Origin of the sequence: Kocuria rhizosphaerae, from assembly GCF_044462265.1 — a bacterium.
Classification (GTDB): domain Bacteria; phylum Actinomycetota; class Actinomycetes; order Actinomycetales; family Micrococcaceae; genus Kocuria; species Kocuria rhizosphaerae.
On the sequence record NZ_JBISWL010000069.1, the window covers coordinates 62,453 to 79,646 of the forward strand.

The following is a 17,194-nucleotide window of genomic DNA, read 5'->3' on the forward strand; positions in this document are numbered from 1 at the left end:
GGGACGGCTGTGACGGCGGCGGTGACGGCGGCGATGCTCCGGGCGCTCACCCGGGAGTCGGGGCGCTCGGGCGGGCCGGGGGGTCAGGCGACGATGTTGACGAGCTTGGGGGCCCGCACGATGACCTTGCGGATCTCGGCGTCGCCCAGCTGCCGGCGGATCGTCTCCGAGCCCAGGGCGAGCTCGCGCAGGGCCTCCTCGCCGATGTCCACGGGCACCTCGAGCCGGTCCCGGACCTTGCCCTTGATCTGCACCACGGCGGTCACGGTGTCGTCCACGAGAAGCGCCGGGTCCACGGTCGGCCAGCCGGCGACGACGACGGAGCCCTCGCGGCCCAGCTGGTGCCACATGTCCTCGGCCGTGTAGGGGGCGACCAGCGAGAGCAGCACCGCCACGGCCTCCACGGCCTCGCGGACGGCCGGGTCGGCGGGTCCGCAGCCGGAGTCGACCGCCTTGCGCACCACGTTGACGAGCTCCATGGCCTTGGCGACGACCACGTTGAACTTCCCCGCGTCCAGCAGCTGCGCGGAGTCCTCCACGGCGCGGTGGGCGGCCCGGCGCACGGTGCGGTCACCGGCCGCGGGGTCGGCGCCGGGCTCGCTCGTGACGTCCTGCGCCAGGCGCCACGCACGGGCGAGGAACTTCTGGGCGCCCTGCGGGGAGACGTCGGCCCAGTCGACGTCGTCCTCGGGCGGGGAGGCGAAGACCATGGTCAGGCGCACGGCGTCCACTCCGAAGGCGTCCAGCTGCTCGCCGAGGTCCACGCCGTTGCCCAGGGACTTGGACATGGCCTTCCCGCCGTTGAGCACCTGCCCCTGGTTGAGCAGCGCCTTGAACGGTTCCGTGAAGTCCACCAGCCCGAGGTCGAAGAGGACCTTCGTGAAGAACCGGGAGTAGAGCAGGTGCAGGATCGCGTGCTCGACCCCGCCCACGTACTGGTCCACCGGCAGCCACCGGCGGGTCCGCTCCGGGTCGAACGCCGCCTGCTCGTCGTTCGGGGAGATGTAGCGCAGGTAGTACCAGGAGGAGTCCACGAAGGTGTCCATCGTGTCGGTGTCGCGCTCGGCGGGCCCGCCGCAGGACGGGCAGTCCACGTGCACCCAGGACTCCACCGCCGCGAGCGGGGACCGGCCCTTGGGGGCCAGCTGCTCGCCGCGCAGGTCCTCGGGCAGCCGCACGGGCAGCTGGTCCTCCGGCACGGGGACCTCGCCGCACGAGCCGCAGTGCACGATCGGGATGGGCGCTCCCCAGAACCGCTGCCGGGACAGCAGCCAGTCCCGCAGCCGGTAGTTGACCTGGCGGTGGCCGGTGCCGGCTGCCTCGACCGTGCCGATCGCCGTCTCGATGGCCTCGGCCTTCGCGAGCCCGGACAGCTCGCCCGAGTTGATCAGCGTGCCCTCGCCCGTCGTCGCGACGCCGGTGACCGCCGGGTCCTCCTCGCCGGTGTCCAGCACGGCCCGCACGGGCAGGTCGAAGGCCCGGGCGAAGTCGAGGTCGCGCTGGTCGTGGGCGGGCACGGCCATGATCGCGCCGGTGCCGTAGTCGGCGAGCACGTAGTCGGCGGCCCACACGGGCAGCTTCTCGCCGTTGAGCGGGTTCACGGCGTACCGGCCCAGGAACACGCCCGTCTTCTCCCGGTCGGTGGCCTGGCGCTCGATGTCCGAGAGGGCCTTGACCTGCTCCTGATAGGCGCGCAGCTCCTCCGCGTGCTCCGGGGCCACGATCCGGTCGGCCAGCTCGGCGTCGGCGGCGACCACGAAGAACGTCGCGCCGTAGAGGGTGTCGGGCCGGGTCGTGAAGACCGTGACCTCGCGGTCGGCCCCGCCGTCCCCTGCACCCTCGATGAGGAACTGCACGTGGGCGCCCTCGGACCTGCCGATCCAGTTGCGCTGCATCGCCAGCACGCGCTCGGGCCAGTGGCCCTCGAGCTCGGTCATGTCCTCGAGCAGCCGGTCGGCGTAGTCGGTGATCTTGAAGTACCACTGGTTGAGGGCCTTCTTGGTCACCGGGGTGTGGCAGCGCTCGCAGGCGCCGTTGACGACCTGCTCGTTGGCGAGCACCGTCTGGTCCGTGGGGCACCAGTTGACGGGGTGGTTCTTGCGGTAGGCCAGGCCCCGGCGGTGGAACTGCAGGAACAGCCACTGCGTCCACCGGTAGTACTCCGGGTCGGAGGTGTGCAGCTCGCGGCTCCAGTCCACGCTGATCCCGTAGCGCTTGAAGGAGGCCTTCTGCGTCTCGATGTTCGCGTAGGTCCACTCCGCCGGGTGCGCGTTGCGCTTGATCGCCGCGTTCTCGGCGGGCAGCCCGAAGGAGTCCCAGCCGATGGGGTGCAGCACGTCGTAGCCGCGCTGACGCCAGTACCGGGCCACCACGTCGCCCATCGCGAAGGCCTCCGCGTGGCCCATGTGCAGGTCCCCGGAGGGGTAGGGGAACATGTCCAGGACGTAGCGGCGCTCCCGGGACCCGTCGTCGACCGGCTCGAAGACCCTCTGCTCGTCCCAGAACGACGGCCACTTCGCCTCGATGGCGCGGAAGTCGTAGCCGGTGCTCTCGGTCGTGGTCTGCTGTTCGGTCACGGTCCTCGCCTTCGCGGTCGTGGGCGCGGCCCGGACGGGCCGCGCGCGGACGCGTCGGCGGCCGGGCATCACGGGGTCCCGGCGCGCGCCGACGGTGGTGGAATCCGTCCCATGGTAGCCCAGCGGCGCCGGGCCCACGGGCCGCAGCCGCTAGCATCGACACCGGGCCGGGACGCACCGGGCGCTCCCGAGGCCCGCAGGGAGGCGATCATGGCGGAAGGGACCGGGAGACCGCACGTCGGGCCGGGCGGCGACGTGCCGGGCAGTACGCTGCAGAACCCCGCCGCGGAGAGGCGCAGCACGGTCCTGGACGGGCACAAGGTGCGCTACTGGTTCTACGACGTCGACCGTCGGCCGAAGCCGCTGCTGCTGATGGTGCACGGCTTCCGCGGCGACCACCACGGCCTGCAGCTGGTCGCCGACCGGCTGCGCGAGCACTACCACGTCGTCGTCCCCGACCTGCCCGGATTCGGACGCTCCGAGCCGTTCCCCGACCGTCCGCACGACGTCGCCGGCTACGTGGAGTTCCTCCGCGGTTTCGTCGAGGACCTCACCGGCGGTGCGGTGCACGACGGCAGGATCCCCGACGACCCGGTACCCGGCGGCACGGCCGGCGACGACGACAGCGCGGGCACGTCCCGGGCGGGACGGGTCGGGCACGGCATCGTGGTGCTGGGCCACTCCTTCGGATCCGTGCTCGCGGCGCACTTCGCCGCGGCGCACCCGGCCATGGTGGAGCGCCTCGTGCTGGTCAACCCGATCTGCCGCCCGCCCCTGGACGGCGAGCAGGCGGTGCTCAGCCGGCTCACCGCCACGTACTACCGGCTCGGCCGGGCCCTGCCCGGGCCCCTGGGGCGGCGACTGCTCTCCAGCGGGCTGGTCACGGATGCGATGAGCGAGGTCATGACCAAGTCCCAGGACCCGCAGGTCCGCGGCTACGTCCGTCACCAGCACCGGGCCTACTTCACCCCCGTTCCGGACCGGGACGTCCTGATGCAGGCCTACGAGGCCTCGATCTCGCACACGGTCGCGGAGGTGGCGGTGCGGCTGACCATGCCCACGCTGCTCGTCGTCGGCGACGAGGACGAGATCGGGTCCGTGGCCGACCAGCGCCGCATGGCCTCCTGGATCCGACGCCACCGCCTCGAGGTGCTGGAGGGCGTGGGCCACCTCATCCACTACGAGGCGCCGGCGCGCGCCGCCGAGCTGGTCCGCGACTTCCTCACCTCCCCGGCCCCGGAGCCGGTCGAGCTGCACGACCAGCTGCCTGCCGCCGACCTCGCCGCCCCGAACACCAGCCAGTTCACCGGGCTGCAGCGCATCGTGCGCCGGGAGCGGCGGCGGTGAGGCTGCTCTTCGACGCGCGCTACACCCGTCCGGGCCGCCACGACGGGATCAGCCGCTACGGCGCGAGCCTGCTCGCGGCCACCGCGGACCTGGCCGCCGAGGACCCCGGGCTGGAGCTGGCCATGCTGGTCAGCGACCGCCGCCAGCTCGCGATGCTCCCCGACCTCCCGCACGTCTCCGGCCCCTCACCGGTCTCGGCGGCGGAGGCCGCCACCGCACTGGTGGTCAACCGGTACGCCCCCGACGTCGTGTACTCCCCCATGCAGACCATGGGCTCCGTCGGCCGCCGTCACGGTCTGATCCTCACCCTGCACGACCTGATCTACTACGACCATCCCCAGCCCCCCGGCGACCTTCCGGCAGCGGTCCGTGCGGGTTGGCGGCTCTACCACCGGGCCTGGTGGCCACAGCGGCTGCTGCTGGACCGGGCCGACGCCGTGGTCACCGTCTCGCGGACCACCCGGGCACTGATCGCCGAGCACCGGCTCACCCGCCGGCCCGTGCACGTGGTGCCCAATGCGCCCCGGCCCGGCTCCGTCGTCGATCCCCAGGCGGCCCTGGAGCGACCGGCCCGCCCCGACCGGGTGCTGCTCTACATGGGGTCCTTCCTGCCGTACAAGAACGTCGAGACGCTGCTGCGCGTCGCCGGGCGGCTGCCCGACCACGAGCTGCACCTGCTCTCCGGGATCTCCCCCGCCCGCCGCGCCGAGCTCGAGTCCCTCGTGCCGGCCGGGGCGCGGGTGGTCTTCCACGACGGGGTCTCGGAGGCCCGGTACACGGAGCTGCTGGGGCGAGCGGCCGCCCTGCTGACGGCCTCCCGCGCCGAGGGCTACGGACTGCCGGTCGTGGAGGCCCTCGCGGCGGGCACCCCGGTGGTGTGCAGCGACCTGCCGATCTTCCGTGAGGTCGCCGGTGAGGCAGCCTCCTTCGTCGCCCCCGACGACGACGCCGGGTTCGCCGCCGCGGTCCGGGCGCTCGAGGACCCGGCCCACCGCCGCCGGCAGGTGCTCGCCGGCCTCGACCGCGCCCGGGCCTGGTCCTGGACCGACTCGGCGACCGCCCTGCTCGAGGTGGCCCGAGGCGTGCACGGGCGACGCCGAAACGCGCACGGGCGACACCCCGCTGTTCCGGTCGACGTTCCCGCCGACGAGGACGTCCGGCCCTGATCCGCGATCCAGGCGGCCACGCTGTCCGGGATCGGCCCGTACCCCTCCGGCTCCGCGCAGCCCACCACCGGGGGCCACCCGGCCGCGGAGCGCACGGTGTCGACCCCGGCAGCGGCTCCGGCCCTACCGGCAGGACCCCGCCCGATGCACCCGCGTCACAGCAGGTCGGTGACGTCGCAGCGCACCTGCACGGGGCCGTGCTTGCGCAGCGCGGAGGCCTTGGACCGGGTGGCTCGCAGCCGCCGGGTCACCTCCGCGGCGACCCCGTAGCCGAAGAACAGCAGCACCCGGTGCGGGGCGGGCTCTCCGTCGCGGCCGGACTCGTGCTCCTCGACCGGTGTGGGCCCGATGACGCGCACGGCGGGTGGCAGCCGGAGGTCGGCCAGGAACGCTGCGACGGCCGGTGCGGGGCCGGTCAGCGCGGCCGAGCGGACCGCGGGCGGCAACCCCAGGGCCTGGCGCTCCGCGAGCTCCCGCTCGGCGTGCCCCGCGGGGTCCCAGCGCACGAGCGCACCGACCGCGGACTCGTGCTCGGCGGTGACCACCACGACTCCCCCGTCGCGCGCGCGCCGCACGAGCGCGGCCGCGTTGAACCAGCGGCGCAGCGTCTGCTCCGCGGCGCGCAGGGCGGGGCGCATGAGCATCTGGTTGCCGTCCAGCAGCAGCCCGGCCGAGTAGCGGCCTTCGGCCACCGGCTCGGCTCCCGGGGTGGCCACGACCAGGGCGGGGGTGGCCGGCACGACGGTGCGCACGGCCTCCCCGGAGGACGCCACCACGGGCACCTGGGGGAAGGCACGGCCCAGTTCCTCGGCGGTGCGCAGTGCACCGACCGTGACCAGGCGCATCCGCGCGGAGCCGCACACGGCGCACGTCCACGAGTGGGCCGAGCGTCCGCACCAGCCGCAGCGCGGCACGCCCCGGCGGCTCACCACCCCCAGCGGACCCTCGCAGTGGACGCAGCGGGCCGGCTCCCGGCACCGCTCGCACGCCAGGTGCGGGGCGTAGCCGGCCCGGGCCACCTGGACGAGCACGGGACCCCGTTCGAGGCCCTCCCGGGCCGCGCGGTAGGCGGCCTCGGGCAGCCGGGCCCGGGAGGCCAGGGGGTCGCGGGCGGCGTGCCAGGAGTCGGCGGTCGAGACGATCCGCGGCATGTGCAGGCGCAGCACGTCCCGGGCCGGGGCCAGCCGCCGCGCCCACCCGGAGGCCACGAGCCGCTGCGCCTCGGGGCTCACGGCGTGTCCGGCGAACAGCGCCGCGCACCCGGTGCGTTCGGCGCGCAGCAGGAGCACGTCCCGCACGTGCTGGTAGGGGGCGCGCTGCTCCACGAGGTTCTCGTCGCCGTCGTCGTAGCAGCACACGAGCCCGAGGTCGTCCACGGGGGCGTAGGCGGCCGACCGGGTGCCGATGACCACCCGGACCTGACCCGTCGCCGCGGCGAGGAACGCCCGGTACCGCTGGGTCGGCCCGTCGTCGGCGTGCAGCCGCACGACGTGCTCTGCGCCGATCTCGTCCACGACCGAGCGCTCCAGCCGCGCGAGAGCCTTCTGGTCCGGCACGACCGCCACCGCGCCGCGGCCGGCCCGCCAGGCGGCGCCCACGGCGGCGGCCAGCACGTCCGTCCAGTCGTGCGCCGGGTGCGAGGGCATCACTTCCACCACGGCGCGCGGGGAGCCCCCGCCGCCCAGCTCGGCCAGGAAGGCGGCCCCGCCGGCGTAGTCGGCCAGCGCGGGGTCGTGGGAGGGCCCGGGGGCCTGCGGGGACAGGCCGGTGGAGTGGGCCGGCGTCTCCGCCAGGCGCTGCTCGACCTCCTTCTCCACGCGCGCCACCCGGGGCGGGACGGCTACGCGCACGACGTCGGCCACCGTCCCGGCCGAGCGGGCCGCGACGTCCTCGGCGAGCCGGGCGACGGCGGGCGTGAGCACGGGCAGCGGGGAGAGGACGCGGCGCAGCGGCTGGAGCCGCTGCATGAACTGCGAGTCGGCCGTGCGCTCCAGGACGAAGCCGGTGAGCTCCTGTCCCGCGAAGCTCACCTTGACCCGGGCCCCCGGCACCGCCTCGGCCGCGAGATCGGCGGGCACCGCGTAGTCGAACGGCCGGTCCAGGTGCGGGACGTGGGTGTCCAGCAGCACCCTGGCCACGGGGTCGTGCTCGGCCGGTCGTGCGGCGCCCACCCCCTTGTCGTCGGGCCGGGGCGGGGTGGGCGGGTAACCCGAGAGGAGCGACAGCTGCCGCGGCTGCTCCGCGGCGGCACCGGGGTCCTCCGGGTGCACGCTCAGGCCCCGGCGGCCGACCGCAGGTCCGCGACCCGGTCGGTGCGCTCCCAGGTGAACTCGGGCTCCGTCCGGCCGAAGTGCCCGTGCGCGGCCGTGCGCGCGTAGATGGGCCGCTTGAGGTCGAGGTCCTCGATGATCGCCAGCGGCCGCAGGTCGAACACCTCGCGGATGGCGCGCTCGATCCGGAACGGGTCGACGGTCTCGGTGCCGAACGTCTCGACGTAGAGCCCCACGGGGTGGGCGCGGCCGATCGCGTAGGCGACCTGGACCTCGACGCGCCCGGCCAGACCGGCGGCCACGACGTTCTTGGCCACCCACCGCATGGCGTAGGCGGCGGAGCGGTCCACCTTCGAGGGGTCCTTGCCGGAGAAGGCCCCGCCGCCGTGACGGGCCATCCCCCCGTAGGTGTCCACGATGATCTTGCGCCCGGTCAGACCGGCGTCGCCCACCGGGCCGCCGCGCACGAAGTTGCCGGCGGGGTTGATGATCACCTTGGTCCCGGACAGGTCCAGTCCGGTCTCCTCGAGCACGGGGGTGATCACGCTCTGGCGCAGGTCCGAGGCCAGCTGATCGAGGTCGTAGCCCTCCGCGTGCTGGGAGGAGACGACCACGGTGTCGACGGCCACGGGCCGGTCGCCGTCGTAGCCGAGGGTCACCTGTGTCTTGCCGTCGGGGCGCAGGCCCGGCAGCACGGCGGCCTTGCGCACGCGGGTGAGCTGTTCCGAGAGCCGGTGGGCGATCCAGATCGGCGCCGGCATGAGCACCTCGGTCTCGTCCGAGGCGTAGCCGAACATCAGGCCCTGGTCGCCTGCTCCCTGGGCGTCCCGGGCGTCCACGGCGGTGCCCTCCCGCACCTCGAGGGAGTTGAAGACGCCCTCGTAGATCTCCGGGGACTGCTCGCCCACGCTGATCGACACCCCGCAGAACTCGCCGTCGAAGCCGTGCACCGCGGAGTTGTAGCCGATGTCCAGCAGCGTCTTGCGGACCACGTTGGGGATCTCCACGTACCCGCGGGTCTTGACCTCCCCGGCCACGTGCACCAGCCCCGTGGTCACCATGGTCTCGACGGCCACGGAGGACTCCGGGTCCTGGCGCAGAAGGTCGTCCAGGATGGAGTCGCTGATCTGGTCGCAGATCTTGTCGGGGTGGCCCTCCGTGACGGACTCGGAGGTGAACAGTCTCAGGTGCTGGGTCGTCTCGCTCACGGGAGACCACACTACCGTCCGCCCCGGACGCCCGGACGCCTCACGCGTCCCGGGACGTCGGCGCGGACCCCGCGCGGGACAGCGGGGTCGGGGTGCCCGGCCGGGCGCCTCAGGCCCGGACGGAGGCCAGTTCCCGGCCGATCCGTTCCACGAGCCCCCGGGCGACCTCGTCCTTGCCCCCCTCGAGCACGACCTCGGGCCCGCCGTCCGCGCTGAGCACGGTCAGCACGGTGGTGTCCTGGCCGAACACGAGGTTCTCCCCCACCTGGTTCACCGCCAGCAGGTCGCAGCCCTTGCGCGCGAGCTTCTGCCGCCCGAACGTCAGGGGGTCGGTCTCGGCGTCCCCGGTCTCGGCGGCGAAGCCCACGAGCAGCTGACGGCGCCGCGCGGTGTTGCGCAGGTCCACGAGCTCCCGCAGGACGTCGGGATTGCGCACGAGCTCGATCACGGGGTTGGTCCCGTCCTCGGCCTTCTTCAGCTTGGCGTCGGCGGCCCGCGCGGGGCGGTAGTCGGCGACCGCGGCGGCCATCACCACGACGTCGGCGCGCGCGGCGGCCCGCACGCACGCCCGGCGCAGCTGCTCGGCCGTGCCGGTGTGGACGACCTCCACGCCGGCGGGGACGGGGGTCTCGAGGTGCGCCGCCACCAGCGTCACGTCCGCGCCGGCGTCCCGGGCCGCCGCGGCGATCGCCACGCCCTGCTTGCCCGAGGAGCGGTTGCCGAGGAACCGGACGGGGTCCAGCGGCTCACGGGTGCCGCCGGCGCTGACGAGCACCCGCACCCCGGCCAACGGGCCCTCACCCGTGTCCTCGCGGGCGGCCAGGCGCAGGGCGGCGTCGTGGATGACCTCGGGCTCGGGCAGCCGGCCGGGCCCGGTGTCCGGGCCGGTGAGCCGGCCGACCGCGGGCTCCAGGACGGTGTGCCCGTGGGCGCGCAGCAGGGCCACGTTGGCCTGGACGGCCGGGTGCAGCCACATCTCGGTGTGCATGGCCGGGGCGTAGAGCACGGGGGCGCGCGTGGCCAGCAGGGTGGTGGTCAGCAGGTCGTCGGCGTGGCCGTGGGCGGCGCGCGCCAGGAGGTCGGCGGTGGCGGGCGCGACGACGACGAGGTCCGCGGTCTGGCCCTGGTGGACGTGGTTGACCTCGTCCACGCGGTCGAACACGTCCGCGCTGACCTTCTGCCCGGACAGGGCCTCCCACGTGGGGGCGCCCACGAACCGCAGCGCCGCCTCGGTGGGCACGGGCACCACGGTGTGGCCGCCCTCGGTGAACAGCCGCAGCAGCAGCGCCGCCTTGTACGCGGCGATCCCGCCGCCGACGCCGAGGACGACCTTCATGCCGCCGGGCTCCGCCGGGGTGCTCCCAGCAGGGTCACTGGTCCTGGAGGTCCCCGGGGGCCCGTCCCGGCTCTTCCGGGGCCGCGTCCGCGGCGTCGCCGGCGCCGTCGGCCGGGTTGTCCGTGCCGTCGCCGGGCAGGTCGCCCACGGGCTCGGCCTCCTGGGCGCCGGCGGAGAAGTCGACTCCGGCGTCGTCGGAGAAGGTGGTGTCCGCCGCGAAGTCCGCGGCCGGCTCCTCGGAGCTCTGGGCGAAGAAGTCGGCGCCGAAGACGTCCGCCGCGAGGTCCTGCTCGGTGGTGAGCTGGCCGTTCTCGGCGAAGCCGGCGTGCTCGACCGGGCGGCCCTCGATGAGGCCCTCGTCGATCTCCCGCAGGGCGATGGACAGCGGCTTCTCGTTCAGCTGGGTGTCCACGAGCGGGCCGACGTACTCGAAGAGGCCCTCGTGGAGCTGCGAGTAGTAGGCATTGATCTGCCGCGCACGGCGCGCCCCGAAGATGACCAGCCCGTACTTGGAGTCGGACTTCTTCAGCAGGGCGTCGATCGGCGGGTTGATGATGCCTTCGGTGTGGGTAGACAAGCGATTGCTCCAGACGGTGTGGTCGGCTTCAGGATGTCGGCTCGGGGTCGATGCCCATGAGCTGCACGAGTTCGGCGGCGGCGCGCTCGACGCGGTCGTTGACGACCGTGTGGTCGAACTCCGGCTCTGCCGCGAGCTCCAGTTTAGCGGTTTCGAGCCGGACCCGCTGTTCGTCGGCCGTCTCGGTGCCCCGGCCCACCAGCCGGGCGACCATCTCGTCCCAGCTGGGCGGGGCGAGGAACACGAAATTCGCCTCCGGCATGGTGTTGCGGACCTGTCGCGCGCCCTGCAGGTCGATCTCCAGCAGGACGCTGCGCCCGCCCTCGAGCGCGCGCTCGACCGTCGAGCGCAGGGTTCCGTAGCGGTGCGTGTTGTGCACCACGGCCCACTCGAGCAGCCGGCCGTCGCGGGCCATCGCGTCGAACTCCTCGTCGGAGACGAAGAAGTAGTGCACCCCGTCGACCTCCCCCGGGCGAGGGTCCCGGGTCGTGGCCGAGACGGACAGCCAGACCTGCGGGTAGTGGTCCCGTACGTAGGTCGAGACCGTGCCCTTGCCCACGGCCGTGGGACCGGCGAGCACGGTCAGGGACGGGCGCGCGGCACGTGGCGCGTCGGGACTCACAGGCATCCTCCTGGGGCGGGTGTTTCCCCCAATCTAGCCGATGCCCGCTCCGGCCGATGGCCGCCGGGCACGTGGTCGCGCGGTCCGTGACCCCGGGCCCCGGCCGACCGGTCCCCGCCCGGGCCGGCTCAGCGGTCGAGGTACGCGATGAGCGCCTTGCGCTGGTGCACCCCGAGGCCCCGCAGGCGCCGCGTACGGGCGATGCCGAGCTCGTCCATGATGGCCGCCGAGCGGACCTGGCCGATGCCGGGGACCGACTCCAGCAGGTCGGTGACCTTCAGCCGGCTCACCGCCTCGTCCTGGTCCGCGCGCTCGAGGATGTCGGCCACCGACATCCTCCTCTCGCGCAGGCCCTTCTTGACCTCGGCGCGGGCCGTCCGGGCACGGGTAGCCTTCTCCCGCGCGGCGGCCCGCTCGTCGTCGCTCAGCGGACGCAGTGCCATGTGGTTCCTCCTCGTCGCCACGGGCCGCAGCCCCCGTCCCGCGGTGGGACGGACAGCCCGTTTGCAGATGAAACTACATGAAAAACAATGCACAGCAAGCAGACACGACCGTCACGTGACCTGGGAAGTCGTCGGCCGGTCCCGTCTCCGGGGACCCGCCGACCTCAGCCGAGGGCCGCCGCGAGCTCTTCCGCCGAGCGGCGCACCGCCTCCCGCAGCGCCGGCACACCCGGTCCCTCGCGCAGGATCGCCCGGCTCGAGGCGGCCAGCACCTGCCCCGCCGCGACGCCGAACACGCCCGGGAGCTCCTCGGCGCGGGCGCCCTGGGCCCCGTACCCGGGGGCCAGCAGCGGACCGCGCACGGCGGCGAGGTCGACGCCGAGCCGGCCGGGCGCGTCGCCCACGGTGGCCCCCACCACGAGACCGCACGGGCCCAGGCCCTCTCGCGGGAGCGCCGGCGCGTCGCCGAGCCGCCGCGTGTTCTCGGCCGCCGCCGCCTCGCACACCCCGCGGGCCACCGACGCCGTCCCGCCCACGTGCTGGACGGAGGGCCCCTCGGGGTTGGAGGTCAGCGCCAGCACGAACGTGCCGCGTCCGGTGCGGGCCGCGAGGTCCAGGGCCGGGCGCAGGGACTCGAAGCCCAGGTAGGGGCTCAGCGTCACGGCGTCCGCGGCGAGCGGGGAGCCCTCCCCCAGCCACGCGGCCGCGTAGGCCTCCATGGTCGACCCGATGTCGCCGCGCTTGGCGTCGGCGACCGTCAGCAGCCCCGCGCCCCGGGCTGCGTCGAACAGCTCCTCGAGCACGGCGAAGCCCGCCGCCCCGTAGGGCTCGTAGAGGGCCACCTGCGGCTTGATCGCCGCGGCGTGCCCGGCCGCGGCCTCGAGCACCGTGAGCGTGAAGCTCCGCACGCCCTCGGCGGTCGGCGGCAGGCCCCAGTCGTCGAGCAGACCGGGGTGCGGGTCGATGCCCACGCACAGCGGCCCGTGCTCGTCCATGGCCCGGCCCAGCCGTGCGCCGAAGGGGTCGCGGGCCGGCCCGGCGCCCTGTGCCGCCTCAGGCACGGACCACCTCGGGCTCCTCGGCGCGCAGCAGGGCGCCGAGCCGCCGCTCGTGCTCCTGCAGGCTGGTCACGTCCCACGTGTAGGCGCGCAGCGCCGTGACCGCCTGCAGTGCCGCGCCCAGCACCGAGACCGTCGTCATCAGCGGCACGCCCACGCTCGTGGCGGCCGCCCGGATCTCGTAGCCGTCGTGGCGCGCCGCGCCGTCGGCGGGGGTGTTGAAGATCAGGTCGATCTGCCCGGCGGTGATGAGGTCCACGATCGTCTGCTCGCCCGGGCCGGCCTCCCGGATCTTGCGGACCACGGTCGACTCGATGCCGTTGCGGCGCAGCACGTCCGCCGTCCCGCGCGTGGCCAGCACCTGGAAGCCGAGGTCCTTGAACATGCGCACGTAGGAGATCGAGGCACGCTTGTCCTTGTTCGCCACGGAGACGAAGATCCGCCCCGAGGTCGGCAGGGACACGTTCGCCGCCGCCTGCGCCTTGGCGAAGGCCGTGTCGAAGTACTTGTCCAGTCCCATGACCTCGCCCGTGGAGCGCATCTCGGGCCCGAGCAGGGAGTCGACCACGGCGCCCTCGGCGGTGCGGAACCGGGCGAAGGGCAGCACGGCCTCCTTCACGGCCACCGGGGCCGAGGCCGGCAGCGTGGACCCGTCGACGCGCTCGGGCAGCATGCCCTGCGCGCGCAGCTCGGCGACGGTCGCGCCGGTGCCGATGAGCGCGGCGGCCTTGGCCAGCTGCACGCCCGTGGCCTTGGAGACGAACGGCACCGTGCGGGAGGCGCGCGGGTTGGCCTCGATGACGTGCAGGATGTCGGAGGCCATGGCGAACTGGATGTTGATCAGCCCGCGCACCCCCACGCCCTGGGCGATGGCCAGGGTCGCCTCGCGCACCCGCTCGACGACGTCGGGGCCCAGGGTGATCGAGGGCAGGGTGCACGCCGAGTCCCCGGAGTGGATCCCGGCCTCCTCGATGTGCTCCATGACCCCGCCGACGTAGAGCTGCTCGCCGTCGTAGAGCGCGTCCACGTCGATCTCCACGGCGTCCTCGAGGAACTTGTCGATCAGCGCGGGCCGCGCGGCAGAGACCTCCGTGGCGTTGCGGAGGTAGCGCGCCAGCGCGGCCTCCTCGTAGACGATCTCCATGCCGCGTCCGCCCAGGACGTAGGAGGGGCGCACGAGCACCGGGTAGCCGATCTCGTCGGCGATCCGCTTGGCCTCCTCGAACGTCGATGCCGTGCCGTTCTTGGGCTGGCGCAGCCCCGCCTCGGCGAGCACGCGGGCGAACTCGCCCCGGTCCTCGGCGAGGTCGATGGCCTCCGGGGTGGTGCCCAGCACGGGCACCCCGGCCGCCTTGAGCTGGGCGGCGAGCTTGAGCGGCGTCTGCCCGCCCAGCTGCACGAACACCCCGAGCAGGCCGCCGGTGCGGCGCTCGGTCTCGACGACCTCCATGACGTCCTCGAACGTCAGCGGCTCGAAGTACAGCCGCGTGGAGACGTCGTAGTCGGTCGAGACGGTCTCGGGATTGCAGTTGACCATGACGGTCTCGTGCCCGGCCTCGCGCAGCGCCATGGACGCGTGCACGCACGAGTAGTCGAACTCGATGCCCTGCCCGATCCGGTTGGGCCCCGAGCCCAGGATCATCACCGACGGCTTCTGGTGCTCCCCCACCTCGCTCTCCTCGTCGTAGGAGGAGTAGTGGTAGGGGGTGAAGGCCTCGAACTCGGCCGCGCACGTGTCCACCGTCTTGAACACGGGGCGGATCCCCAGGGCGTGGCGCACGCCGCGCACCACGGCCTCGTCCAGGTGGGCGAGCTCCCCGATCTGCGTGTCGGAGAAGCCGTGCCGCTTGGCCAGTCGCAGGGTCTTGGGGGTGAGGTCGGTGTCCTCGCGCACGACCTCGGCGACCTCGTTGAGCAGCACGATCTGGTCCAGGAACCAGGGGTCGATGCCCGTGGCCTCGTAGAGCCGGTCGACGGAGGCGCCGGCCAGCAGGGCCTGCTGGACCTGCTGGATCCGCTCCGTCGTGGGCGTGCGGGCGGCCTCGACGAGCCGGTCCAGGCCGGCGTCGTCGAGCTCCGGGCGCGCGAAGGAGAAGGACGAGCCCTTCTGCTCCAGGGAGCGCATGGCCTTCTGCAGGGCCTCGGTGAAGTTCCGCCCGATCGCCATGGCCTCGCCCACCGACTTCATGGTCGTGGTCAGGGTCGGGTCCGCGGCCGGGAACTTCTCGAACGCGAAGCGCGGGCACTTGACGACGACGTAGTCCAGCGTCGGCTCGAAGGACGCCGGCGTCTTCTGCGTGATGTCGTTGGGGATCTCGTCGAGCGTGTAGCCCAGCGAGAGCTTGGTGGCGATCTTGGCGATCGGGAAGCCGGTGGCCTTGGAGGCCAGCGCCGAGGACCGGGAGACCCGGGGGTTCATCTCGATGACGACCACGCGCCCGGTGTCGGGCTCGATCGCGAACTGGATGTTGCACCCGCCGGTGTCCACCCCGACCTCGCGGATCACGGCGATGGAGATGTCCCGCAGCTTCTGGTACTCGCGGTCGGTGAGCGTCATGGCGGGGGCCACGGTGATGGAGTCCCCGGTGTGCACGCCCACGGGGTCGAAGTTCTCGATGGAGCACACGACCACGACGTTGTCGTGCTTGTCGCGCATCATCTCCAGCTCGTACTCCTTCCAGCCCAGGATCGACTCCTCGAGGAGCACCTCGGAGGTCGGGCTGTACTGGATGCCGGCGCCGGCGATGCGGTGCAGGTCGGTCTCGTCGTAGGCCATGCCCGAGCCGAGTCCGCCCATGGTGAAGGAGGGGCGCACGACCATGGGGTAGCCGAGCTCCTCGGCCGCGGCGAGGGCCTCGTCCATGGAGTGCACGATCACGGAGCGGGCGGACTCGGCGCCGCAGCGCTCGACGACCCCCTTGAACTTCTCGCGGTCCTCGCCCAGGTTGATCGCCTCGACGTTCGCCCCGATCAGCTCCACGCCGTACTTCTCGAGCACGCCGTTGGCGTCGAGGGCGATCGCCGTGTTGAGCGCCGTCTGCCCGCCCAGGGTGGGCAGCACGGCGTCGGGGCGCTCCTTGGCGATGATCTTCTCGACGACCTCGGGGGTGATGGGCTCCACGTAGGTCGCGTCCGCGAACTCCGGGTCGGTCATGATCGTGGCCGGGTTCGAGTTCACGAGGATGACGCGGATGCCCTCCTCCTTGAGCACCCGCAGGGCCTGCGTGCCCGAGTAGTCGAACTCGGCGGCCTGGCCGATGACGATCGGCCCGGAGCCGATGACCAGAACGCTGTTGAGATCTGTCCTGCGCGGCATGTCAGTTCTGCCCTTCTTCCTGTGCGTCCTGCGCGCCCTGGGCGCCGCCGGGGACGGCGTTGTCGATGGTCGGGTCGGCGCGGCCGTCCCGGTGGCTGTCCATGAGCTCGATGAACCGGCCGAAGAGGTAGGAGGCGTCGTGCGGGCCCGCCGCGGCCTCGGGGTGGTACTGCACCGAGAAGGCGGGCAGGTCCAGGCAGTTCAGGCCCTCGACCACGTCGTCGTTGAGGCACACGTGGCTGACCTCGACCCGCCCGAACTCCTCCTGGGGCGCGGGCACGGGTCCCTCGAGGGGGGCGTCCACGGCGAAGCCGTGGTTGTGCGCGGTGATCTCCACCCGCCCGGTCCTGCGGTCCAGCACGGGCTGGTTGATGCCGCGGTGGCCGAAGACCAGCTTGTACGTCCCGAAGCCCAGGGCCCGGCCGAGCAGCTGGTTGCCGAAGCAGATGCCGAAGAAGGGGATCCCCGCGCGCAGCACCTCGCGCAGCGTCTCGACCTGGCGCCGCGCCGTCGCGGGGTCGCCGGGGCCGTTGGAGAAGAACACCCCGCGGGGGCGCAGGGCCCGGATCTGCTCGAACGTGGTCTGCGCGGGGACCACGTGCACGCGCACGCCCCGCTCGGCGAAGCGGTGCGGGGTCATGGACTTGATCCCCAGGTCCACCGCCACGAGCTCGTGGCGGACCTGCCCGGTCCAGCCGTGCTCGGCGGGCTCGACGACGTAGGCCTGCGGGATGGTCACGCTCTCCGCGAGGGAGCGGCCCTCCATGCGCTCGGCGGCCCCGACCTCGGCGACGAGCTCCGCCTCGGGGCGCTGCGCCGCGTCCCCGGAGAAGATGCCGCCGCGCATCGCACCGCGGCTGCGCAGGTGGCGGGTGATCGCGCGCGTGTCCACGCCCTGAATGCCGACGACGCCCTCCGCGGCCAGCTGCTCGTCCAGGGCGCCCTCGGACCGCCAGTTGGAGGGGCGGCGGGCGGCGTCGCGCACGACGTAGCCCGAGACCCAGATGCGCCGGGACTCGGCGTCCTCGCGGTTGACGCCGGTGTTGCCGATGTGCGGGGCGGTCTGCACGACCAGCTGTCCGGCGTAGGACGGGTCGGTGATGGTCTCCTGGTAGCCGGTCATGCCGGTGGAGAACACGGCCTCGCCGAGGGCGGTGCCGAGCGCGCCGTAGGCGCGGCCGCGGAAGACGCGGCCGTCCTCCAGGACGAGCACGGCGGGTTCAGTGGTGATCGAGCTCAAGGTCGTCCTCACGTTCTGGTCTGTACGTTCGGGTC

General features: G+C 73.5%; 12 protein-coding genes. 2 read left to right on the top strand and 10 right to left on the bottom strand.

Features of this window, described 5'->3' with window-relative positions:
* Positions 1-83 precede the first annotated feature (83 nt).
* Complete coding sequence (gene leuS, locus ACH9EU_RS07865; RefSeq protein WP_396413383.1) at positions 84-2,576, bottom strand: leucine--tRNA ligase; 2,493 nt, start codon at positions 2,574-2,576, stop codon at positions 84-86.
* A 210-nt stretch (positions 2,577-2,786) separates the two neighbouring features.
* On the opposite strand from leuS, the gene ACH9EU_RS07870 reads away from it, so the two are divergent.
* Together ACH9EU_RS07870 and ACH9EU_RS07875 are read left to right on the top strand one after the other, a co-directional pair.
* Positions 2,787-3,923, top strand: coding sequence for an alpha/beta fold hydrolase (locus ACH9EU_RS07870; RefSeq protein ID WP_396413384.1), 1,137 nt, complete (start codon positions 2,787-2,789; stop codon positions 3,921-3,923).
* Positions 3,920-5,089, top strand: coding sequence for a glycosyltransferase (locus ACH9EU_RS07875; RefSeq protein WP_396413385.1), 1,170 nt, complete (start codon positions 3,920-3,922; stop codon positions 5,087-5,089). The genes ACH9EU_RS07870 and ACH9EU_RS07875 overlap by 4 nt, the downstream gene beginning before the upstream one ends.
* A 155-nt stretch (positions 5,090-5,244) precedes the next feature.
* On the opposite strand, the gene ACH9EU_RS07880 is transcribed toward ACH9EU_RS07875, so the two are convergent.
* The 9 genes from ACH9EU_RS07880 to carA all read right to left on the bottom strand — a co-directional run bounded on the left by ACH9EU_RS07880 (position 5,245) and on the right by carA (position 17,171).
* The gene (locus ACH9EU_RS07880; RefSeq protein ID WP_396413386.1) at positions 5,245-7,359 is read right to left on the bottom strand and encodes a primosomal protein N' family DNA-binding protein; all 2,115 of its coding nucleotides are present in this window, start codon (positions 7,357-7,359) and stop codon (positions 5,245-5,247) included.
* Between the two features lie 2 nt (positions 7,360-7,361).
* Positions 7,362-8,567, bottom strand: a complete 1,206-nt coding sequence (gene metK / locus ACH9EU_RS07885; protein WP_396413387.1) for a methionine adenosyltransferase — start codon at positions 8,565-8,567, stop codon at positions 7,362-7,364.
* 109 nt (positions 8,568-8,676) lie between these two features.
* The gene (coaBC, locus tag ACH9EU_RS07890; protein ID WP_396413388.1) at positions 8,677-9,903 is read right to left on the bottom strand and encodes a bifunctional phosphopantothenoylcysteine decarboxylase/phosphopantothenate--cysteine ligase CoaBC; all 1,227 of its coding nucleotides are present in this window, start codon (positions 9,901-9,903) and stop codon (positions 8,677-8,679) included.
* A 34-nt stretch (positions 9,904-9,937) separates the two neighbouring features.
* Positions 9,938-10,480 (bottom strand): DNA-directed RNA polymerase subunit omega, encoded by a 543-nt coding sequence (gene rpoZ / locus ACH9EU_RS07895; protein ID WP_396413389.1) that lies wholly within the window; start codon positions 10,478-10,480, stop codon positions 9,938-9,940.
* Positions 10,481-10,508: 28 nt separating this feature from the next.
* Positions 10,509-11,108, bottom strand: coding sequence for a guanylate kinase (gmk, locus tag ACH9EU_RS07900; protein ID WP_396413390.1), 600 nt, complete (start codon positions 11,106-11,108; stop codon positions 10,509-10,511).
* Between the two features lie 122 nt (positions 11,109-11,230).
* Positions 11,231-11,545, bottom strand: coding sequence for an integration host factor, actinobacterial type (gene mihF / locus ACH9EU_RS07905; RefSeq protein WP_396413391.1), 315 nt, complete (start codon positions 11,543-11,545; stop codon positions 11,231-11,233).
* Between the two features lie 164 nt (positions 11,546-11,709).
* A complete protein-coding gene (gene pyrF, locus ACH9EU_RS07910; protein WP_396413392.1) occupies positions 11,710-12,606 on the bottom strand; it encodes an orotidine-5'-phosphate decarboxylase in 897 nt (298 codons plus the stop codon).
* Positions 12,599-15,919 (bottom strand): carbamoyl-phosphate synthase large subunit, encoded by a 3,321-nt coding sequence (gene carB / locus ACH9EU_RS07915; protein WP_396413393.1) that lies wholly within the window; start codon positions 15,917-15,919, stop codon positions 12,599-12,601. Before carB ends, pyrF begins: the two co-directional genes overlap by 8 nt.
* A gap of 1 nt (position 15,920) precedes the next feature.
* On the bottom strand, positions 15,921-17,171 hold the full coding sequence (gene carA, locus ACH9EU_RS07920) for a glutamine-hydrolyzing carbamoyl-phosphate synthase small subunit (RefSeq protein WP_396413394.1): 1,251 nt from the start codon (positions 17,169-17,171) through the stop codon (positions 15,921-15,923).
* Positions 17,172-17,194: the final 23 nt, after the last annotated feature.

Excerpts from the sequence above, each read along its gene's own strand:
- ACH9EU_RS07870 (WP_396413384.1), top strand. The coding sequence starts at position 2,787 with ATGGCGGAAGGGACCGGGAGACCGCACGTCGGGCCGGGCGGCGACGTG.
- coaBC (WP_396413388.1), bottom strand. The coding sequence starts at position 9,903 with ATGAAGGTCGTCCTCGGCGTCGGCGGCGGGATCGCCGCGTACAAGGCG.
- gmk (WP_396413390.1), bottom strand. The coding sequence starts at position 11,108 with ATGCCTGTGAGTCCCGACGCGCCACGTGCCGCGCGCCCGTCCCTGACC.
- mihF (WP_396413391.1), bottom strand. The coding sequence starts at position 11,545 with ATGGCACTGCGTCCGCTGAGCGACGACGAGCGGGCCGCCGCGCGGGAG.
- carB (WP_396413393.1), bottom strand. The coding sequence starts at position 15,919 with ATGCCGCGCAGGACAGATCTCAACAGCGTTCTGGTCATCGGCTCCGGG.